At 74.0% G+C, this 21,331-nt stretch carries 16 protein-coding genes and 1 riboswitch; of the genes, 5 read left to right on the top strand and 11 right to left on the bottom strand.

Annotated elements, in window-relative coordinates; translation table 11 throughout:
• Window positions 1-5: 5 nt before the first annotated feature.
• Together uvrA and ACI79F_RS18695 are read right to left on the bottom strand one after the other, a co-directional pair.
• Window positions 6-2,897 carry an excinuclease ABC subunit UvrA gene (uvrA, locus tag ACI79F_RS18700; protein WP_456543242.1) on the bottom strand — a complete coding sequence of 964 codons (2,892 nt, stop codon included), beginning with the start codon at window positions 2,895-2,897 and terminating at the stop codon, window positions 6-8.
• A 57-nt stretch (window positions 2,898-2,954) separates the two neighbouring features.
• Entirely contained in the window at window positions 2,955-4,334 is a 1,380-nt protein-coding gene (locus ACI79F_RS18695) for an amidase (protein WP_456543243.1), read from the bottom strand.
• A 93-nt stretch (window positions 4,335-4,427) separates the two neighbouring features.
• Between ACI79F_RS18695 and ACI79F_RS18690 the strand changes: the two genes are divergently transcribed.
• Complete coding sequence (locus ACI79F_RS18690) at window positions 4,428-5,093, top strand: MBL fold metallo-hydrolase (protein ID WP_456543244.1); 666 nt, start codon at window positions 4,428-4,430, stop codon at window positions 5,091-5,093.
• A gap of 267 nt (window positions 5,094-5,360) precedes the next feature.
• Entirely contained in the window at window positions 5,361-5,795 is a 435-nt protein-coding gene (locus ACI79F_RS18685; RefSeq protein WP_456543245.1) for a DUF4383 domain-containing protein, read from the top strand.
• An 81-nt stretch (window positions 5,796-5,876) separates the two neighbouring features.
• On the opposite strand, the gene ACI79F_RS18680 is transcribed toward ACI79F_RS18685, so the two are convergent.
• The 9 genes from ACI79F_RS18680 to uvrB all read right to left on the bottom strand — a co-directional run bounded on the left by ACI79F_RS18680 (window position 5,877) and on the right by uvrB (window position 15,392).
• The gene (locus ACI79F_RS18680; RefSeq protein ID WP_456543246.1) at window positions 5,877-6,173 is read right to left on the bottom strand and encodes a hypothetical protein; all 297 of its coding nucleotides are present in this window, start codon (window positions 6,171-6,173) and stop codon (window positions 5,877-5,879) included.
• A gap of 40 nt (window positions 6,174-6,213) precedes the next feature.
• Complete coding sequence (locus ACI79F_RS18675; protein WP_456543247.1) at window positions 6,214-7,320, bottom strand: winged helix DNA-binding domain-containing protein; 1,107 nt, start codon at window positions 7,318-7,320, stop codon at window positions 6,214-6,216.
• Window positions 7,317-9,260, bottom strand: a complete 1,944-nt coding sequence (locus ACI79F_RS18670; protein ID WP_456543248.1) for a S9 family peptidase — start codon at window positions 9,258-9,260, stop codon at window positions 7,317-7,319. Before ACI79F_RS18670 ends, ACI79F_RS18675 begins: the two co-directional genes overlap by 4 nt.
• Before the next feature lie 25 nt (window positions 9,261-9,285).
• The gene (locus ACI79F_RS18665; RefSeq protein WP_456543249.1) at window positions 9,286-10,380 is read right to left on the bottom strand and encodes a TerC family protein; all 1,095 of its coding nucleotides are present in this window, start codon (window positions 10,378-10,380) and stop codon (window positions 9,286-9,288) included.
• An 11-nt stretch (window positions 10,381-10,391) separates the two neighbouring features.
• Window positions 10,392-10,958: a hypothetical protein gene (locus tag ACI79F_RS18660; protein WP_456543250.1), complete on the bottom strand. Its 567-nt coding sequence runs from the start codon at window positions 10,956-10,958 to the stop codon at window positions 10,392-10,394.
• A complete protein-coding gene (locus ACI79F_RS18655) occupies window positions 10,955-12,058 on the bottom strand; it encodes a TerC family protein (RefSeq protein ID WP_456543251.1) in 1,104 nt (367 codons plus the stop codon). The genes ACI79F_RS18660 and ACI79F_RS18655 overlap by 4 nt, the downstream gene beginning before the upstream one ends.
• 259 nt (window positions 12,059-12,317) lie before the next feature.
• On the bottom strand, window positions 12,318-12,659 hold the full coding sequence (locus ACI79F_RS18650; RefSeq protein ID WP_456543252.1) for an MmcQ/YjbR family DNA-binding protein: 342 nt from the start codon (window positions 12,657-12,659) through the stop codon (window positions 12,318-12,320).
• 60 nt (window positions 12,660-12,719) lie between these two features.
• Window positions 12,720-13,184, bottom strand: a complete 465-nt coding sequence (locus ACI79F_RS18645; RefSeq protein WP_456543253.1) for a DUF3237 domain-containing protein — start codon at window positions 13,182-13,184, stop codon at window positions 12,720-12,722.
• 90 nt (window positions 13,185-13,274) lie between these two features.
• A complete protein-coding gene (gene uvrB, locus ACI79F_RS18640; RefSeq protein ID WP_456543254.1) occupies window positions 13,275-15,392 on the bottom strand; it encodes an excinuclease ABC subunit UvrB in 2,118 nt (705 codons plus the stop codon).
• Between the two features lie 454 nt (window positions 15,393-15,846).
• Between uvrB and glgX the strand changes: the two genes are divergently transcribed.
• The 3 genes from glgX (at window position 15,847) to ACI79F_RS18625 (ending at window position 21,236) form a co-directional block, all read left to right on the top strand.
• Complete coding sequence (glgX, locus tag ACI79F_RS18635) at window positions 15,847-17,952, top strand: glycogen debranching protein GlgX (protein WP_456543255.1); 2,106 nt, start codon at window positions 15,847-15,849, stop codon at window positions 17,950-17,952.
• The gene (treY, locus tag ACI79F_RS18630) at window positions 17,949-20,282 is read left to right on the top strand and encodes a malto-oligosyltrehalose synthase (RefSeq protein ID WP_456543256.1); all 2,334 of its coding nucleotides are present in this window, start codon (window positions 17,949-17,951) and stop codon (window positions 20,280-20,282) included. Before glgX ends, treY begins: the two co-directional genes overlap by 4 nt.
• A 176-nt stretch (window positions 20,283-20,458) precedes the next feature.
• A riboswitch (cyclic di-AMP (ydaO/yuaA leader) is annotated at window positions 20,459-20,618 on the top strand.
• A gap of 3 nt (window positions 20,619-20,621) precedes the next feature.
• Complete coding sequence (locus ACI79F_RS18625) at window positions 20,622-21,236, top strand: transglycosylase family protein (protein WP_456543257.1); 615 nt, start codon at window positions 20,622-20,624, stop codon at window positions 21,234-21,236.
• Window positions 21,237-21,331 lie beyond the last annotated feature (95 nt).

Raw genomic sequence — 21,331 nt, 5'->3', positions numbered from 1 at the left:
CGCCGTCAGCTGGCCTTCTTGCGGGCCCGCTTCTTCGGCGCGCCGGCGGCCTCGATCGCCTTCGGGTCCAGCAGCGGCACGAGGTACCGGCCGGTGTGGCTCTCCGGCACGGTCGCGACGAACTCCGGCGGGCCCTCGGCGACGACCGTGCCGCCGCGGAAGCCGCCCTCGGGTCCCATGTCGATCAGCCAGTCGCAGCTCTTGATCACGTCGAGGTTGTGCTCGATGACCAGCACCGAGTTGCCCTTCTCGACCAGGCCCTGCAGCACGAGCAGCAGCTTGCGGATGTCCTCGAAGTGCAGCCCGGTGGTGGGCTCGTCGAGGACGTAGATGCTGCGGCCGTTGCTGCGCTTCTGCAGCTCGCTGGCCAGCTTCACGCGCTGCGCCTCGCCGCCGGACAGGGTGGTCGCCGGCTGGCCGAGCCGCACGTAGCCCAGGCCGACGTCGGTGAGGGTGCGCAGGTAGCGGGCGATCGACGGGATCGCGGCGAAGAACTCCGCCGCCTCCTCGATCGGCATGTCGAGGACCTCGGCGACCGTCTTGCCCTTGTAGTGCACCTCGAGGGTCTCCCGGTTGAACCGGGCGCCCTTGCACACCTCGCACGGCACGTAGACGTCCGGCAGGAAGTTCATCTCGATCTTCAGCGTGCCGTCGCCGGAGCAGGCCTCGCAGCGGCCGCCCTTGACGTTGAAGGAGAACCGGCCGGGCTGGTAGCCCCGCATCTTCGCCTCGGTGGTCTGGGCGAACAGCTTGCGCACCTGGTCCCACACGCCGGTGTAGGTGGCCGGGTTCGACCGCGGGGTGCGGCCGATCGGCGACTGGTCGACGTGCACGACCTTGTCCAGGTGCTCCAGGCCGGTGACCGTGCGGTGCCGGCCGGGCACCTGGCGGGCGCGGTTCAGCTCGTTGGCCAGCACCGTGTAGAGGATGTCGTTGACCAGGCTGGACTTGCCCGACCCGGAGACGCCGGTGACCCCGACCAGCATGCCGAGCGGGAACGTCACGTCGACGCCCTTGAGGTTGTTCTCCCGAGCGCCCTTGACCACCAGCTCGCGGCCCGGCGTCGGCTGCCGCCGCACCGCGGGCACGGTGATCTCCTTGCGGCCGGACAGGTACTGGCCGGTGAGCGACCGCTCGCTGGCCAGCAGGTCGGCGACGGTGCCGCTGACGACCACCTCGCCGCCGTGCTCGCCGGCGCCCGGGCCGATGTCGACCACCCAGTCGGCGACCTTGATCGTGTCCTCGTCGTGCTCGACGACGATGAGGGTGTTGCCCATGTCCCGCAGCCGCACGAGCGTCTCGATCAGCCGGGTGTTGTCCCGCTGGTGCAAACCGATCGACGGCTCGTCGAGGACGTACAGGACGCCGACCAGCCCGGACCCGATCTGGGTGGCCAGCCGGATCCGCTGCGCCTCGCCGCCGGCCAGGGTCGCCGCCGGCCGGTCCATCGACAGGTAGTCCAGGCCGACGTCGACGAGGAACGACAGCCGCGCCTGGATCTCCTTGAGCACGCGGTCGGCGATGGCCCGCTCGCGCTCGCCCAGCTCCAGGGCGTTCAGCCACTCCGACGCCTCGCCGATCGACAGCCCGGTCACCTCGGCGATCGACCGGCCGTTGAGCTTGACGGCGAGGATCTCCGGCTTGAGCCGGGTGCCGTGGCAGACGGGGCAGGGCACGTCGCGCATGTAGCCCTCGTACTTGTCCCGCATGTAGTCGCTGTCGGTGTCCTCGTGCCGGCGCTCGAGGAACGGCAGCACGCCCTCGAACGCGGCGTAGTAGCTGCGCTCGCGGCCGTAGCGGTTCTTGTAGCGGACGTGCACCTGGTCCGGCGAGCCGTGCAGGACGGCCTTCTGCACCTTGGCCGGCAGCCGCTCCCACGGCTCGTCCATGGAGAAGCCCAGCTGCTGGGAGAGGCCGGTGAGCAGGCGGGTGAAGTACTCGTTGCTCATCGAGCCGGCCCACGGCGCGATCGCCCCCTGCGCCAGGCTCTTCGTCGGGTCGGGCACCACGAGGTCGGGGTCGACCTCCTTGCGGGTGCCGATGCCGGTGCACTCCGGGCAGGCGCCGAACGGCGAGTTGAAGGAGAAGCTGCGCGGCTCCAGCGCCTCGAACGACAGCCCGTCGTCCACGCAGGCCAGGTGCTCGGAGAAGGTCCGCTCGCGGTGCGGGTGGCCCTCGGGGAGGTCGACGAAGTCGAGGACGACGAGGCCGCCGGCCAGCCCCAGCGCCGTCTCCACCGAGTCGGTCAGCCGCCGCTTGGCGCTCTCCTTGACGGTGAGCCGGTCGACGATGACCTCGATCGAGTGCTTCTCCTGCTTCTTCAGCTTCGGCGGCTCGGTCAGCGGGTGGACCACGCCGTCGACCCGGACCCGGGAGAAGCCCTGGGTCTGGAGGGAGCTGAACAGGTCGACGTACTCGCCCTTGCGGGCCCGCACGACCGGGGCGAGCACCTGGAAGCGGGTGCCCTCCTCCATGGCGAGGACCTGGTCGACGATCTGCTGCGGCGTCTGCCGGGAGATCGGCTTGCCGCAGTTGGGGCAGTGCGGCTGGCCGGCGCGGGCGTAGAGCAGCCGGAGGTAGTCGTAGACCTCGGTGATCGTGCCGACCGTCGACCGCGGGTTGCGGTTGGTCGACTTCTGGTCGATCGAGACCGCCGGCGACAGACCCTCGATGAAGTCGACGTCGGGCTTGTCCATCTGCCCGAGGAACTGCCGGGCGTAGGCCGACAGCGACTCGACGTAGCGCCGCTGGCCCTCGGCGAAGATCGTGTCGAAGGCCAGGCTCGACTTGCCCGAGCCGGACAGGCCCGTGAAGACGATCAGCGCGTCGCGCGGCAGGTCGAGGTCGACGTCCTTGAGGTTGTGCTCGCGGGCGCCGCGGACGACGAGGCGGTCCATGGGTGTCCTGTCGGTCGAGGTACGGAGTCGGTCGGCCGGGGTGCGGAGCGGCGCTGCTCAGACGGCTGCCGCGGCCGGCGACGCGAGGGGGTCGAAGACCGGCGCGTGACGGCGCCAGGGCCGCCGGCGTTCCAGGTCTCCTGCCAGCCAGAGTAGTCGTCCCTCGGCTCCCGGGGGGCCCACGAGCTGGACCGCCAGGGGCCACCCCTGCGGCCGCGTGCCGGCCGGGACGACGGCGGCCGGGACGCCGGCCAGGTTCCACGGCATGGCGAACGGCGCCCACCGCGCGTTGGCGGTCAGGTTGGCCAGCAGCCCGCGCTCGTGCCACGGCCGCGCGGCCAGCGGCGGGCCGGACACCACCGGGGTCAGCAGCACGTCGACGTCGGCGAAGAACCGCTCGGTCCGGGCCCGGAACCGCGCGGCCGGCCCCGGCCGGACCAGGCCCAGCCGGCGCACCCAGCGGCCCACCCGCGCGTGGCTGCGGCTGCGCGGCTCGAGCGCCGCCCGGTCCAGCCCGAGGGCCGCCGCGTCGTCCTCCGCCCCGGCGAACCACCGGGCCAGCGCCGCGGCCGACGCGTCGAGCGGGATGACCGGGTCGCGCCGGACGACGGTGTGGCCGGCCTCGCGCAGCAGCGCCGCCGTCTCCTCGACCGCCTCCCGGGCGGCCCGGTCGGCGCGGACGCCGGGCACCGGGGAGCGCAGGCTCACCGCGACCGTCAGCGGCCGCCCCGGCTCGGGCAGGGCCCCGCCGGGCTCCTCCCCCGCGAGCACCGCGAGCGCGAGCGCCTGGTCGGCGACGGTGGTGGTGAGCGCGCCGTTGACCGCCATGCCCGACCAGTCGTCGGCGCCGATGCCGCCCGGGCAGACGCCCCGGCCGGGCTTGACGGTGACCAGGCCGCACGCGGCGGCCGGCAGCCGCAGCGAGCCCATGCCGTCGTTGCCGTGCGCGATCGGGACGACGCCGGCGGCGACCGCGGCCGCGCTGCCGCCCGAGCTGCCGGCCGGGGAGCGGGCGGTGTCCCAGGGGTTGCGGGTGACCGACCCCGCGGAGTCGGTCGAGGCGTAGAGGCACAGCTCCGGGACCCGGGTGATCCCCACGACGACGGCGCCGGCCGCGCGCAGCCGGGCGACGACCGGGTGGTCCTCGGTCGCCGGCACGGGCGGGCAGGCCGCCGACCCGTCGGTGGCCACCTCGCCGGCGACGGCGACGTTGTCCTTGACCGCGACCGGCACCCCCGCCAGCGGCAGGGAGGCCCGCTCCGGCGACGCGTCGACCGCCGCGGCCTCGGCCAGCGCGGCCTCGCGGCGGACCACCCGGAAGGCCCCCACCCGCGGCTCGACCTCGTCGAGGTGGGCCAGGTGGGCCCGCACCACGTCGGCCGCGGAGACCTCGCCGGCGCGGACCCGCGCGGCGATCTCGGTGGCCGGGAGGCCCACCAGCCGACGGTCCTGAGAGCCGGGCAGACCTCCGCTAGCGTCCATGCCAGGACCGTAGCCGCGGTCGCCGACACTTTCCGGAGGGAGCCTTCGATGAGCGGTCCGTACACGGGGGACGTGCAGGTGGGCGGCCCCGCCGGCGTCCGGGAGCTCCCCGGGCTCGTCGTGTCCAAGCTGGCGGTGGGCGAGATGGACAACAACGCCTACCTGCTGCGCGACGTCGCCAGCAACGAGGCGCTGCTGATCGACGCGGCGACCGACGCCGAGGCGCTGCTGCGCCTGATCGGGGACGCCGACCTGCGCACGGTCGTCACCTCGCACGGGCACTGGGACCACCACCGCGCGCTGCCCGACGTCGTCGAGGCGACCGGCGCGCAGACGGTCGCCCACCCCGCCGACGCCGGCGACCTGCCGGTGCCGGTCGAGCGGCTCGTCGAGCACGGCGACACCGTCCGCGTCGGCGAGCACGCCCTCGAGGTCATCCACCTGCGCGGCCACACGCCGGGCAGCATCGCGCTGCTGTGGCGGGGCCCCGGCGACGCCGGCCCGCACCTGTTCACCGGCGACTGCCTGTTCCCCGGCGGGGTCGGCAACACGCAGAAGGACCCGCAGCGCTTCGCCAGCCTGCTCGGCGACGTCGAGGAGCGGGTGTTCGGCCCGCTGCCGGACGAGACGTGGGTCTATCCCGGGCACGGGAAGGACACGACGCTCGGCACCGAGCGGCCGCACCTGGCGGAGTGGCGCGCCCGCGGCTGGTGAGCCGCGCCACGGGGCCCACCGGATCCGACACTCGGGGGACGCTGCCCGGGTCGTCCGGCGGCCCGCGTCCGGCCGGTGCGCACGCGAGCGTCCTCCCCCGACGGCAGGCACGCCCTCGAGCGGGTTGGTGCCGCGCGCGTTTCGGCTCCGGCATCCGGGCTACCGAATGACGGTCGCGAGGGGTGACGGCCCGGTTCGGGAGGTCCTGCACCTGCATGATGCGGGACCGGGCGCGGCGCCTCCACCGAGAGGGGAGGACCAGGGGACATGGATGCTCGGGTCCTGTCTCTGCCCGGCAGCTTCCCGCAGGCCCTGGCGGGCGCCGTGGGGGTGTTCAGCGTCGCGCTGGGCGTGGCCGGGCTGGTCCACGCCGGAAGCGGCACGCCCCTCTTCGGCAACACCGACGAGGCACTGCTCGGCCTGGCCCTCAACCACGCCCACAACGTGCTGCACCTCGTCGTCGGGGTGGCCGGGCTGACGGTCATGCGGTCCCTGCGGGCGTCCCGCGTCTTCGGGCACGTCGTCTTCTTCTTCTTCATCGTCCAGTGCCTGTACGGGCTGCTGGCGCTCGTCCTCACGGACCTGAACTTCCTGGGGGTCAACGAGGCGGACACCGTGATGCACTGGCTGCTCGCCCTGGTCGGGGTCGCCATCGCCTGGGGCCCGGAGCACCTGAGCGACCTCCGCCACCGACGCAGCTGAGACGCAGCCGCCGGTTCCCTCCGCGGGCGCTCACCTGGCCCCTGCCAGGACGGGCGCGATCCCGCCACGGCGGGACGGCCGCTACTGCTCGCCGTCCTCGTCGTCGTCGAACAGGGTGACCAGCTCGTCGGCCGTGCACGCGACGTGCAGCGGCACCACCGAGACCAGCCACTCGGGTCGCCGCTTGTCCACGTCGACGGCCAGGTCCCAGGCGGCGCGGGCGCTCAGCGGGCCGAAGCAGGCGTCGTCGCCGTCCTCCTCCAGCGCGACCTCGACCAGCCAGGTGTCGGAGAGGTCCGCGGCGAGCTCGGCGAAGTCGGGCTCGCTCCCGTCCTCGGGCTCGGGCAGGTCGGCCGCGACGGGGTAGATGAGCGCCATGCCGGAACGCTAGTGGCCCCGGGGTCGCGGCGCCCCCCGGTCAGGCGTCGCCGAAGCGGACGTCGGCGGGCCGGCCCGGCGCGAGGAAGCCGAGCAGGCGGGCGCCCTCGGCCCGCACCTCGTCCCGCTCGGCCGCCGACAGCGGGCCCGAGGCGCGGACCACCAGCACCGTCGCGTCGCCGTCCCGCCGCGCCGCCCAGGTGGCCCGCACGAGGCCGTCGACGAGCAGCGTGCCGGTCCAGCCGCCCGGGCCGCCGGGCAGCAGCACGTGATCGGCGTCGGCGACCACCCGCCGGCGGTCGGCGTACCCCAGCGTGGCGTTGTCGTACTCGGCCAGGAAGCGGACCGGGGCCGGGGTGTCCGGGTCCGGCAGCGGGCCGTCGGGGACGTCGACCAGCTCGGCGCCGTCCTCCCCGCGGAACGCGCGGAGTCGATCGCCCAGCCGCTCGACCACCTCCCGCAGCCGGGTGAGCCCGCACCAGGCCTGGACGTCGGCGACGGTGGCCGGACCGAAGGCCCGCAGGTAGCGCAGCACCAGCTCCTCCGGGGACGCGGCCGGGACCTCCCGGCCGGCCGCCGCCGCGGCGAGCGGGGCCATCACGGCCGCGCCGCTCCCCCGCCACAGCCCGCGCGGTGGCGGCTGCACCCACGGCACCCGGTAGCTCACGCCGAACGCGACCGCCTCCGCGTCGAGCCCCGGGTGGCGCCGGGCCAGCTCGCGGGCCAGGGCGGCGCGCCCGAGCGGCCGCTCGGCGAGCAGGGCGGCGGCCTCGGCGACCACCGCGGTGACGTCGCGCCCGCGCAGCCGCTGCCCCCAGGCGGTGCTCGCGAAGGTGCGGTCGAGCACCGGCTGCAGCAGCGGGCGCAGCGCCAGGGCGTCGTCGACCGGGACGGCGTGGATGGTGGTCCGCATCAGGGGCGTGCGGACCACCCGGCCGGCGGTCAGCAGCGCGTCCAGCTCGGCCGGGTCGTAGCCGGCCAGCCGGTCCCACAGGGCCAGGTGCGGCACCCGGGGGACCTGAGCCTGCAGCCCGACCAGGGAGCGGAGGGCGTCCCCGGCCGGTACGGCGGCGCGGTCGAGCAGCAGCTGACGGGCGAGCGTGGCCCGCCCGAGCGCCCGCCGGCCGAGCACCGGGACCGGGCTCACCGCTCCCCCGGCACGGGCGCCAGCCAGCGGCCCCACCAGCGCAGCAGGTGCTCGAACCGGGCGGTCCGGGTGCGCGGCCGGCCGGAGCGGGAGTACTCGTGGCCCTCGCCGGGGAGCAGCAGCAGCTCGGCCGGGACGCCGCGGCGCTTGAGCGCGACGTAGAACTGCCGGCCCTGCTCCGCGGGGCAGCGCAGGTCCTCCTCGCCGTGGACGACCAGCGTCGGCGTGGTGACCCCGGCCGCGCCCGCCATCGGGCTCTGCGCGGCCAGCCGGTCGGGGTCGGTGCCCAGGTGCTGGTCCACCTCGTACCAGCCGACGTCGGAGGTGCCGACGAAGCCGGCCGGGTCGGTGAGGGCGCGCTCGACCACGGCGCAGGCGAAGCGCGTCGTCCGGCCGATCAGCAGCGCGGTCAGGTAGCCGCCGTAGGAGCCGCCCGCGATGCCCACCCGCCCGGCGTCCAGGTCCAGGCCGGCATCCGCCAGGGCCGCGTCGAGGAAGGCGAGCACGTCGTCGGCGTCCCGGCTCCCCCACGCCCCGCGGATGGCGCGGGCGTGCTCCTCGCCGTAGCCGGAGGAGCCGCGCGGGTTGCACTGCACGACCGCGTAGCCGGCGGTGACCGGCACCTGCACGTCGTCCAGCAGGGTCCAGCCGCACTGGGCGAACGGCCCGCCGTGGACCAGCAGCAGCACCGGGTGCGGCCCCGGCCCGTCGGGCAGCGTCACCCACCCGTGCACCGGGGCGCCGTCCGGGGCGGTCGCCGTGTACTCGCGGGCCCGGTGCACGCGCCCGGTGGCGGCCAGCGCGGAGCCGAACCCGGTGAGCAGCCGCCGCCGTCCCGGCGTGATCGCGACGAGCTCCCCGGCCGAGCCGTCGTGCGCGACCGTCGCCACGACGACCCCGCCGCCGGCGCCCACGCCGCGGACGGTGAACGGCCCGTCGACCAGCGTCTCCGGCGCTCCCCCGCCGGGCGGGACGCGCAGCAGCGCCACGGCCCCCCGCCGCTGGACGCCGACCAGCACCCCGCGGTCGGTGACGACGGTGCCGGGCGTCTCGTCGCCGCGGGCGTCGGCGGCCGGGTCGAGCAGCGGCACGAGGTCACCGCCGCCGGCCGGGACCCGGCAGAGGGTGTGCGCCCGGCCGGCCACGTCGAGGCCGTCGGGGCCCAGGTCGGGCACGGCGGTGACGTAGAGGTGCCCGCCGTCGGGCGACCAGGCCGGGCGGCTGCACAGCGCCCGCGAGCCGGTGACCCGGCGCAGCCCCGACCCGTCCGGGCGGACGGCGAAGACGTCGGTGTGCAGGTCGCGGTCGGCGGTGGCGTGCCGGGCCGACACGAAGGCGAGCTCGGTCCCGTCGGGGCGCCAGCACACGTCGGCGCAGTCGGCGTCCCCGCGGGTGACCACCGCGGGCGCGGGGACGGCCGCGGCGTCGTCGTCCAGGTCGCCGGGCAGGTCCAGCACGTGCACCTGGCTGTGCCGGCCGGCCAGGTACCCGACGCCGTCGAGCCGGTACCGGAGCGCGGTGATCAGCCGTGGGGCGTCGGCGTCCGCGTCCTCGCCCGTCGTGTCGACGCGGGCGGTCCAGGCCAGCCGCCGCGAGTCCGGGGACCACACCGGCGTCCCGGCGCCCAGCGGCGCGTCGGTCAGCCGCCGCGGGGCGCCGCCGGCCGTGGGGAGGACGTGCAGCTGCGGCGGCTCGTCGCCGGACGCGCCGAGGTAGGCGAGCCAGCGGCCGTCGGGCGAGAACGCCGGCGCCGTGTCCCGCCCGCCGGTGGTCAGCGGGCGGGCCGGGGCCGACCCGTCGGTGGGGACGGCCCACAGCTGGCTGCGGTACCGGTTCCCCGCCGGGTCGGGCCGGGTGACGGCGACGACGGCGATGCGCCCGTCCGGGGCGACGGCCGGGGGGCCCAGCGTGCGCAGCAGGGCGAGGTCGTCGGGGCGCATCGGCGCCGACGCTAGCGGGCGGCGCTCAGTGCCCCCGGCGCTCGTCCCCGTCCGCCGCGGTCTCCGCCAGGCGCCGCTCGGCCTCGGCGGAGGCGGCCGGCCCGACGGCGGTCGTGCTCTCGGCGGCCTCGGTGGCCTTCGGCGGCTGGACCAGCTGCCCGCGGGTCTTGACCAGGCTGGCGACGGTCGCGATGAGGATGACGCCGAGGATGATCGTCAGCGACAGCCAGATCGGGATCGTCGGCACCGCGTCGATGTGCTCACCGCCGTTGATGAACGGCAGCGAGTTCTCGTGCAGCGCCTCCATCACCAGCTTGACGCCGATGAAGGCGAGGATCACCGCCAGGCCCAGCGAGAGGTAGACCAGCCGCTGGAGCAGCCCGCCGAGCAGGAAGTACAGCTGCCGCAGACCCATGAGCGCGAACACGTTCGCCGTGAACACGATGAACGGCTCGCGGGTGAGCCCGAAGATCGCCGGGATGCTGTCGAGGGCGAAGACGAGGTCGGTGGTGCCGAGCGCCAGGAAGACGATGATCATCGGCGTCCACATCTTGCGGCCCGCCTCGGTGACCCGGAGCTTCGCGCCCTGGAACTCGGAGGTGATGGGCAGCACCCGGCGCATCGACCGGATGAAGGCGTTCTCCTCGTAGTCCTCGTCCTCGCCGCGGTGCCGGACCAGGTTGATCGCGGTGTACACGAGGAAGGCGCCGAAGATGTAGAAGACCCAGGTGAAGCGGGTGATCAGGGCCGCGCCGAGCAGGATGAAGATGCCGCGCAGGACCAGCGCGATGATGATCCCGACCATGAGCACCTCCTGCTGGAGGTGCCGGGGGACGCGGAACCGCGCCATGATGATCACGAACACGAACAGGTTGTCGACCGACAGCGAGTACTCGGTCAGCCAGCCCGCGTAGAACTCGGTCGCGAACTGCGCGTCGGTGATCGCCCAGAAGACCGCGCCGAAGACCAGCGCCAGCGCCACGTAGAAGCTGACCCAGAGGCCGGCCTCCTTGAAGGAGGGCTCGTGCGGGCGGCGGGCGACGATGATCAGGTCGGCGAGCAGCAGGACGGTCAGCCCCACGAAGGTCGCGACCTCGAACCAGACGGGGAGCTCGTGCACGACTGACGACTCTACGGGCCGGACCCGGCGCCGACCTCCCGGGAGTCGTTTTCGAGGCAGCCCGCGCGGCGCGCCCCGCCGGTCCCGTCCAGCGCGCCGGCGAGGGCGCCGGTCAGCGCCCCGGCGGCGGCGCGCAGCACGGCCGTGTCGGCCGGGCCGAGCGCGCCCACCAGCGCGTCGAGCACCCGGATCCGCAGGCCCTCGGCCTGCTGCAGGACGACCCGGCCCGCCTCGGTGACCTCGAGCGGGGGCTCGGCGCCCGCCCGGTGCGCGGCGCCGGGGCCGCGACCCCGCCGGAGCAGGCCCCGGCGGAGCAGCGCCTGGATGGTGGCGTCGCCGGCGTCGTCGACCTGACCGCTGCGCCGCGCCACCGCCCGCGGGTGCCGGGCGCCCTCGTCGACGGCGAGCAGCGCCGCCAGCTCGCCGCGCCGCAGACCGGTGACCTGCTCGATCCGCGCGGCGACCCGGTCGGTCGCGCGGGCCACGTCGGCGAGCTCGTCGGCCAGCTGCAGGGCGGTGGCCAGCCGGGCGGAGGGCCCGTCGGCGGGCCGGGGGCGGTCCAGCGGCGGCGCGCTCACCGCGCGCCCGGGGTGGCGTCGGCGGGCACGCCGTCGTCGTCCCGGTCGTCGTCGGCCGAGCCGGTGCCGCCGGCGACGGCCGCGGCGGGCTCCGCCGGGGCGGGCACGGCGCCGGCGCCGCGGGCGGCGGCCCGGGTGCGGCGGTCCTTCAGCAGGCTCGCCACGGTGGTGACCAGCAGGGTGACCAGGATGACCGTCAGCGACAGCCAGGTCGGGATCTCCGGGATGGCGGTCACGTGCTCGCCGCCGTTGACGAAGGGCAGCTCGTTGGTGTGCAGCGCGTGGATGACCAGCTTGGCGCCGATGAAGCCGAGGATGACGGCGAGGCCGTAGGAGAGGTACACCAGCCGGTCGAGCAGGCCGTCGATCAGGAAGAACAGCTGCCGCAGGCCCAGCAGCGAGAAGGCGTTCGCGGTGAACACCAGGAAGGTCTCCTGGGTCAGGCCGAAGATCGCCGGGATCGAGTCGACGGCGAAGATGATGTCGGCGCTGCCGATGGCGAGCAGCGCGATCGCCAGCGGCGTCAGCAGGCGGCGCCCGTCGACGCGCACGGACAGCCGGTCGGAGTGGTACTCGTCGGTCGTCCGCAGGTGCCGGCGGCTGAACCGCAGGACCGCGTTCTCCTTGAACGACTCGTCGTGGCTGTGCCCGCCGCGCGCCTGGAGCCAGGCGGTGTAGATGAGGATCGCGCCGAACAGGTAGAAGACCCAGCTGAAGTTCTCGATCGCGGCCGCGCCGACCAGGATGAAGACGGTCCGCAGCACCAGCGCGAAGGTGATGCCGAACAGCAGCACCTTCTGCTGCAGCTCCCGGGGCACCCCGAAGCTCGCCATGATCAGGACGAAGACGAAGAGGTTGTCGACCGAGAGGCTCTTCTCGGTGATGTAGCCGGCGAAGTACTCCCCGCCGTACTGGGCGCCGGCGAACCAGAAGACGCCGACGCCGAAGAGGACGGCGATGCCGACGTAGACCGCCGACCAGATGGCGGCCTCGCGCAGGGTCGGCGCGTGCGGCGTGCGCACGTGGCCGATGAAGTCGAACAGCAGCATGCCGACGATCGCGGCGATCGTCAGGGCCCAGACCCAGGTGGGGACGTCCACGAAGAAGTTCCTCCGGTCGACAGACGGGTGTCGGTACCGGAGGTCTCTCCCGCCGCAGGCCCAGGGCCTCGCGACCGGCAGCGCCGGAGGTCACGGGACCTCGTACTGACGACACTGCCGCGGGGGATACTCCCCTCCACGGTGAGGCCGCCTCCGCGCCGGTTCCGGGCGCACAGCACCGGGCCGTCGCGTCAGGCGGTCTCGTCGGGGAGAACGCCTCGGCCTGGCGCGGAGTTCCCGTCGGGATGTGATCCGCGTCTCAGACGGGTCGCTTGCCCTTTGGCAGCGCCGCGACGATCGCGTCGTAGGAGGCGTCGACCAGCTCCCGCACCTCGTCGTCGGGCACGGGGCCGGTGAAGTCGACGGCGTTCCACCCGTACCGGCCGATGTAGGAGCTGACCGTGACGGCGCCGGGGTAGCGGTCCCGCCACTCGGCGGCCTCGGCGGCGTCCCGGCCGCACTTCACCCCGACCGTGGCCGGCCCGAGGAAGGCGAACGCCTTGCCGCCGACCTTGGCGACCAGCTCCTCCTCGCCCCAGGGGTGGGTCTCCTCGGCCCCCGGCTTGGCCAGGCAGTACGTCACCAGCTCCTCCCGCTGCACGGCCGCCATCCTGCCGAACCGGCGGCTACGGCGGTCGGGCCCGTGGGGTGGCGCGCGGCCTCAGCCGTGGGCGACGCGTGAGACGCGGTACTGGACGCGCGGGCCGGGGAGGAACCGGCCCTCGCCCACGAACACCGCCTGGTTGACCCACGCGTAGCGCTCGTCGCCGCACTCCAGGATCGGCGTGGTGACGAAGTACTGGTCGCCGACCTCGGTCGAGTCGGAGGCCCCGGCGAGGATCGCCTGCACGGCCTCGGTCATCTCGAGCACGCCGGGATAGCGGAAGAAGACGTACGCGCCGTCGACCGTCTCGAGGGTGGCGCGCACGTCCAGCCGGCCGTAGCCGTCGGACCCGATGAGGATCCAGTCGGCCGCGGCCCCCACGAACCGGCCCTTGAGGCGGTCCCCGGCCAGTTCACCGCCGTCGACCGTGATGCAGATCCGGTGGCCGAGCGGGCCGGCGCCGACCTCGTGGGCAGTCCCCACGTCGACGGTGTACTCGAACTCCGGCACCAGGGTTCCCATGACGCCCTCCCCTGTCGCGACGCTCCGTGTGCTCAGGGGCCAGAGCGTCGCGGCGCCGGGACCCCCGCGACAGGGGCGGACGGCTCTCCCTCAGGCGTGGGCGGCGTCGAGCTGGCGCAGCTCCTTCTTCAGCTCGGCCAGCTCGTCGCGCAGCCGGGCGGCGACCTCGAACTGCAGCTCGCGGGCGGCGGCCAGCATCTGGTCGTTCATCTGCGTGATGAGGTCGGCCAGCTCGTTGCGCGGCAGCCCCTGGACGTCGATCGCGCCCGCCTTGCCCTTCGCCTTCGACGACAGCCCGGGCACCGGCGACTTGCCGCGGGACTGCTGCCGTCCGGAGCCGCCGAGCAGCTCGCCGGCCGCGCCGTCCTCCGCCTCGCGGTAGATGCCGTCGAGGATGTCGACGATCTTCTTCCGCAGCGGCTGCGGGTCGATGCCGTGCTCGGTGTTGTAGGCGATCTGCTTCTCGCGGCGCCGGTTGGTCTCCTCGATCGCCTGCGCCATCGACGGGGTGATCTTGTCGGCGTACATGTGCACCTGGCCGGAGACGTTGCGCGCCGCGCGGCCGATGGTCTGGATCAGCGAGGTGCCCGACCGGAGGAAGCCCTCCTTGTCGGCGTCCAGGATCGCCACCAGCGAGACCTCCGGCAGGTCCAGGCCCTCGCGCAGCAGGTTGATGCCGACCAGCACGTCGTACTCGCCCTGGCGCAGCTCACGGAGCAGCTCGACCCGGCGCAGCGTGTCGACCTCGGAGTGCAGGTACCGGACCTTGATGCCCATCTCGAGCAGGTAGTCGGTGAGGTCCTCGGCCATCTTCTTGGTCAGCGTGGTGACCAGCACGCGCTCGTCCCGCTCGGTGCGCAGCCGGATCTCGTGCACCAGGTCGTCGATCTGGCCCTTGGTCGGCTTGACCACGACCTCGGGGTCGATCAGGCCGGTCGGGCGGATGACCTGCTCGACGAACTCGCCGCCGGAGCGGCCCAGCTCGTAGGGGCCGGGGGTCGCCGACAGGTAGACCGTCTGCCCGATCCGGTCGGTGAACTCCTCCCACTTCAGCGGCCGGTTGTCCATCGCCGACGGCAGCCGGAAGCCGTGCTCCACCAGCGTCCGCTTGCGGCTCATGTCGCCCTCGTACATGCCGCCGATCTGCGGCACGGTCACGTGCGACTCGTCGATGACCAGCAGGAAGTCGTCGGGGAAGTAGTCGAGCAGGCAGGAGCCGGCCGAGCCGGGGGCGCGGCCGTCGATGTGCCGGGAGTAGTTCTCGATGCCGGAGCAGAAGCCGACCTGGCGCATCATCTCGATGTCGTAGGTGGTGCGCATGCGCAGCCGCTGTGCCTCCAGCAGCTTGCCCTGCCGCTCCAGCTCGGCCAGCCGCTGCTCCAGCTCGGCCTCGATGGAGGCGATCGCCCGCTCCATCCGCTCCGGGCCGGCGGCGTAGTGGGTGGCCGGGAACACGAACAGCTCGTCGACCTCGCGCACGACCTCGCCGGTGAGCGGGTGCAGGTAGTACAGCCGCTCGACCTCGTCGCCGAACATCTCGATCCGGACCGCGAGCTCCTCGTAGACCGGGAAGACCTCGATCGTGTCGCCGCGGACGCGGAACGTGCCCCGGGTGAACGACAGGTCGTTGCGGGTGTACTGCTCGGTGACCAGGGTGCGCAGCAGCTCGTCGCGGTCGCGCTCCTCCCCCACCTTGATCTTCAGCGCCCGCTCGACGTACTCCTCGGGCGTGCCCAGGCCGTAGATGCAGGAGACGGTGGCGACCACGATGACGTCGCGCCGGGTGAACAGGCTGTTGGTCGCCGAGTGCCGCAGCCGCTCGACCTCCTCGTTGATCGAGGAGTCCTTCTCGATGTAGGTGTCCGTCTGCGGGACGTAGGCCTCGGGCTGGTAGTAGTCGTAGTAGCTGACGAAGTACTCGACGGCGTTGTCCGGGAACAGCTCCCGGAACTCGTTGGCCAGCTGCGCGGCGAGGGTCTTGTTGGGCGCCATCACCAGCGTGGGGCGCTGCACCTGCTCGACCAGCCAGGCGGTGGTCGCCGACTTGCCCGTGCCGGTGGCGCCCAGCAGCACGACGTCCTGCTCGCCGGCCTTGACCCGCTCCGCCAGCTCCTTGATCGCGGTCGGCTGGTCACCGGAGGGCTCGAACTCGCTGACGACGCGGAACCGCCCCCGCGTGGGCCGCTTCAGGTCGGTCTTCGCTCGCACGCGCACGACGGTACGACGGGGGTGCGACAGGACGGCGGGTGTGACGGGACGGCGCCCGTGCGACGGCCGTGCCCCGTGGGACCGGCGGGTTGCGCGGGCGGGCGCCGGGTGCTCGTCACGGGCGCGCCGGCCCGATAGTGTCCCGCGCGCAGGAGCGGTCCCGGCCGGGGACCAGCGCCACCCGGGTCGCCCGGGCGAGGTCGGACCCCGGCGGGACCGCCCCTTCTGCGCACGACGCCCCCCTCGGCACCGCCGCGGGGGGCGTCGTCGTCTCCCCCCGCCGGTGACCGTCGGGAACGTGTCCGGTCCGACACCCCGGCGAGGTGTGCCGGGCGCCCCCGGCGGGCAAGCGGGACCCCGGAGCAGTACGCACCGATCTCCCGCCGGCGGCCGCGGCGGGAGGCCACCGGCCCCCCGGAGACGGCAGGGGGCCATCCCGCAGGAGGACCCGTTCATGACCCAGGTGTGGCCTGGCACCGCCTACCCGTTGGGCGCGACGTACGACGGCACCGGCACCAACTTCGCCCTCTTCAGCGAGGTCGCCGAGAAGGTCGAGCTGTGCCTGTTCGACGAGGCCGGCAACGAGGAGCGCATCCGGCTCCCCGAGATGGACGGGTACGTGTGGCACGCCTTCCTGCCCGGCATCCAGCCCGGTCAGCGCTACGGCTTCCGCGTGCACGGCCCCTACGACCCGGAGAACGGGCAGCGCTGCAACCCGAACAAGCTGCTGCTCGACCCCTACGCCAAGGCGATCGACGGGTCGATCGACTGGGACGAGGCCTGCTTCGGCTACCGCTTCGGGAGCGGCGAGCGCAACGACGACGACTCGGCCCCGCACATGCCGAAGTCCGTGGTGATCAACCCGTACTTCGACTGGGGCGTCGACCGACCGCCGAGGACGCCCTACAACAAGACGGTCATCTACGAGGCCCACGTCAAGGGCCTGACCATGACCCACCCGCGGGTGCCCGAGGAGCTGCGCGGCACCTACGCCGGCGTGGCCCACCCGGCGGTGATCGAGCACCTGCAGGACCTCGGCGTCACCGCGATCGAGCTGATGCCGGTGCACCAGTTCGTGCAGGACGACACGCTGCTGCAGAAGGGCCTGCGCAACTACTGGGGCTACAACACCATCGGCTTCTTCGCCCCGCACAACGAGTACGCGCAGGCCACCGACGGCCAGCAGGTGCAGGAGTTCAAGGGCATGGTCCGGGCCCTGCACGAGGCCGGCATCGAGGTCATCCTCGACGTCGTCTACAACCACACCGCCGAGGGCAACCACAACGGCCCGACGCTGTCGTTCAAGGGCATCGACAACCGGGCGTACTACCGGCTGGTCGAGAGCGACGAGCAGTACTACATGGACACCACGGGCACCGGGAACTCGCTCAACGTCCGGCACCCGCAGTCGCTGCAGCTGATCATGGACTCGCTGCGCTACTGGGTGACCGAGATGCACGTCGACGGGTTCCGCTTCGACCTCGCCTCCACCCTGGCCCGCCAGTTCCACGAGGTCGACCGGCTGTCGGCGTTCTTCGACCTGGTGCACCAGGACCCGGTGGTCAGCCAGGTCAAGCTCATCGCCGAGCCGTGGGACGTCGGCGACGGCGGCTACCAGGTCGGCAACTTCCCCGCGCTGTGGACCGAGTGGAACGGCAAGTACCGCGACACCGTCCGCGACTTCTGGCGGGGCGAGGACGCGACGATCGGCGAGTTCGCCAGCCGGATCTCCGGCTCGGCCGACCTGTACAAGCACTCCGGACGCCGGCCGGTGGCCAGCATCAACTTCGTCACCGCGCACGACGGCTTCACCATGCGCGACCTGGTCTCCTACAACGAGAAGCACAACGAGGCCAACGGCGAGGGCAACAACGACGGCGAGAGCCACAACCGCAGCTGGAACTCCGGTGTCGAGGGACCGACCGACGACCCCGAGGTGCTCGCCCTGCGCGCCCGCCAGCAGCGCAACTTCCTGACGACGCTGATGCTCAGCCAGGGCGTGCCGATGCTGCTGCACGGCGACGAGCTGGGCCGCACCCAGAACGGCAACAACAACGGCTACTGCCAGGACTCCGAGCTGACCTGGATCGACTGGGAGTCCGTCGACGAGGGGCTGCTCGAGTTCACCAAGCTGGTCACCCGGCTGCGCACCGAGCACCCGACCTTCCGCCGCCGCCGCTTCTTCCACGGCCGGCCGGTGCGCCGCGAGGAGGGCGACCCGGTGCAGGACGTCGCCTGGTTCACCCCCGGCGGCGAGCTGATGAGCGACGAGGACTGGGACGTCGGCTTCGCCAAGTCCCTGGCCATGTACCTCAACGGCCACGGCATCCGGGAGACCGACGAACGCGGCGAGGACGTCGTCGACGACTGCTTCTACCTGGCGTTCAACGCCCACCACGAGCCGATCGAGCTCACCCTGCCGCCGGACGAGTACGCCGAGGGCTGGACGGTCGTGGTCGACACCGCCGAGCTGCACCAGGTGGAGCCGGTCGTGGTGAAGGCCGGCGAGACGCTGACCGTGCAGGCCCGCGCCACCGTCGTCCTCCAGGCCACGGCGTGACCGAGGCGCTCGACCGCCGCCGGGACGTCCCGACGGCGACCTACCGGCTGCAGGTGCACGCCGGGTTCACCCTGGACGACGCCGCCGCGGTCGCCGACCACCTGGCGGCGCTGGGCGTGAGCCACGCGTACTCCTCGCCGCTGCTGCGCTCGGCGGCGGGCAGCACGCACGGCTACGACACGGTCGACCACGCGCACGTCGACGAGGCGCGTGGCGGCCGGGAGGCGTTCGACCGGTTCGTCGCGGCGCTGCACGAGCACGGCTTGGGCCTGGTGCTCGACCTGGTGCCCAACCACATGGGCGTCGCCGACCCGGCCGAGGCGCCCTGGTGGTGGGACGTGCTGAGGCTGGGGCGCACCAGTGCCCATGCCGATGCGTTCGACATCGACTGGGACTTCGGCGGCGGGAGGGTGCGCATCCCCGTCCTCGGCTCGGCGGACGACGTCGAGAAGCTGGAGGTGGTGGACGGCGAGCTGCGCTACTACGACAACCGCTTCCCGCTCGCCCCGGGCACCGAGGGAGGCACCCCGCAGGAGGTGCACGACCGGCAGCACTACGAGCTGGTCGACTGGCGGCGCGCGGACTCCGACCTCAACTACCGCCGGTTCTTCGCGATCAACACCCTCGCCGGGCTGCGCGCCGAGGACCCGGCGATCTTCGCCGCCACGCACGAGCTGGTGCTGCAGCTGGTGCGCGAGGGCGCGGTCGACGGGCTGCGGATCGACCACCCGGACGGGCTGGCCGACCCCAAGGGCTACCTCGACCGGCTGGCCGAGGCGTCCGGCGGCCGGTGGACGGTCGTGGAGAAGATCCTGGAGCCCGGCGAGGACCTGCCCGAGAGCTGGGCGTGCGCCGGGACGACCGGCTACGACGCGCTGTCCGAGGTGGACCAGGTGCTGGTCGACCCGGCCGGCGAGGAGCCGCTGACCGCGCTGGACACCGAGCTGACCGGGCACCGGGTCGACTACGCGCAGCTGGTGCACGACACCAAGCGGGAGGTCACAGACGGCATCCTCGGCTCGGAGGTGGCCCGCCTGGTGCGGGTGATCGGCGAGCTGCCGGGCGTCGACACGGCGACCCGGACCGAGGCGCTGGCGGAGCTGCTGGCCTCGTTCGACGTCTACCGCAGCTACCTGCCCGACGGCCGCGAGCACCTGGACGCGACCGTGGCCGCCGTCCGGGCGCGGCGTCCGGACCTCACCGCGGCCCTCGACGCGCTGCACCCGGTGCTGGCGTCGGCCGGCACGGAGGCGGCCACCCGGTTCGAGCAGACCAGCGGGCCGGTCATGGCCAAGGGCGTCGAGGACAGCGCCTACTACCGCTGGGCGCGGTTCGTGGCGCTCAACGAGGTGGGCGGCGACCCGGCGCACCTCGGCGGCACCGTGGCGGAGTTCCACGCGGCGCAGGCGCACCGGCTGGCGCGCAAGCCGCAGGCGATGACGACGCTGTCCACCCACGACACCAAGCGCAGCGAGGACGTCCGGGCCCGGCTCGCCGTCCTGGCCGAGCTGCCCGACGAGTGGGCGGCGCTGGTGCGCGGCCTGCTGGAGCGCCACGAGCTGCCCGACCGTCCGCTGGCGCACCTGGTCTGGCAGAACCTGGTGGGCGCGTGGCCGCTGTCCCGCGAGCGGGCGCAGGCCTTCGCGGAGAAGGCGGCGCGGGAGGCCGGTACCTCCACCACCTGGACCGACCAGGACGCGGAGTTCGAGGCGCGGCTGCGGGCGGTGGTCGACGCGGCGTTCGACGACGGGACGACCCGCGCCGAGCTCGCCGCGTTCGTCGACCGGATCGCGCTGCCGGGCTGGTCGAACTCGCTGGCGCAGAAGCTGCTGCAGCTGACGCTGCCCGGCGTCCCGGACGTCTACCAGGGCACCGAGCTGTGGGACCACTCGCTGGTCGACCCGGACAACCGGCGGCCGGTCGACTACGACCTGCGCCGCCGGCTGCTGGCCCGGCTCGACGAGGGCTGGGTGCCCGGGGTCGACGACACCGGTGCGGCCAAGCTGCTCGTGGTCTCGCGGGCGCTGCGGCTGCGCCGCGACTCCCCCGAGCTGTTCACCGGCTACGCGCCGGTGCCGGTGAGCGGGCCCGCCGCCGACCACCTCGTGGCCTTCGACCGCGGCTCCGAGGGCCGGGTCGGCGCGGTGACCGTCGCGACCCGGCTCCCGGTGGCCCTGGCGCGCACGGGCTGGGGCGACACCGCCCTGCAACTGCCCACCGGCGCCTGGCGGGACGTGCTCACCGGCGGGCGGCTGGTCTCCGACGCCGGCGGCCTCCCGGTGGCGGAGCTGCTCGGCCGGCTGCCGGTGGCACTGCTCGTCCGCGACTGAGGGTGAGGGGCCGGGGACGGTCAGCCGTCCCCGGCCCGGGCCTGTCGCCGCCACGCCGACGAAACGCCGCGGGGGTGCCAGCTCCAGCGGGCCGCCCGGACCGGGCGCCCATACGTTTCCGCCCGTGCACGGCGTAGCACATCCGCCAGGCACCAGGCCCCGGTCCGCCGAACTCCGTCCGCCGGCTGCCTGACCTCGACACGACACGAGGACGGAGGCGGGGGACCCACGACCGACGCGCACGCGCGTCTCGGGGTGAAGCCGCGCCTCCATGCGGCCGGGCACCGATTCGCCCGAACCCGACAGCTCACCTCGCAGGCGGTGATCGGAGGATCACCCATGGCGAAACACCGCAAGCCCACGCACGTCCGCGTCCGCCGCATCCTGCGCGGCGGGGCGGTCACCCTGGGCGCCGGGGCCCTCGGCCTCGGCGTCCTGAGCGCGCCGGCGAGCGCCGCCCCCTCGCACGACTGGAGCGCCGTCGCGCAGTGCGAGTCGAGCGGGAACTGGCACATCAACACCGGGAACGGCTACTACGGCGGTCTCCAGTTCGCGCAGGCGACCTGGGCCGGGTACGGCGGCACGCAGTACGCGGCCCGCGCGGACCTGGCGACGCCGGCGCAGCAGATCGCGGTCGCGGAGCGGGTGCTCGTCGGCCAGGGCATCGGCGCCTGGCCGACGTGCGGCCGGTACCTGCGCAGCGGCAGCACGCCGGCGGCGGGATCCGGCTCGACCGGCTCCTCGTCCGGGTCGTCCGGCTCGTCGGCCCGCGCCTCGTCGGGCTCCTCGTCCGGCGGGTCGTCCTCGGGCGGCAGCTACACCGTCCGCCCCGGCGACACCCTGGGCTCGATCGCCGCCCGCCACGGCACGAGCTGGCGCGCGATCTGGCAGGCCAACAAGGGCGTCATCGCCGACCCGAACCGCATCTACCCCGGCCAGCGGATCAGGGTCTGACGGCGGCGGGGGGGGGGGGGGGGGGGGGGGGGGGGGGGGGGGGGGGGGGGGGGGGGGGGGGGGGGGGGGGGGGGGGGGGGGGGGGGGGGGGGGGG

This window comes from Blastococcus sp. SYSU D00868, from assembly GCF_054050575.1.
Note: the sequence above shows the minus strand (reverse complement) of the source record. Positions and strands in the feature narration are given on the sequence as shown.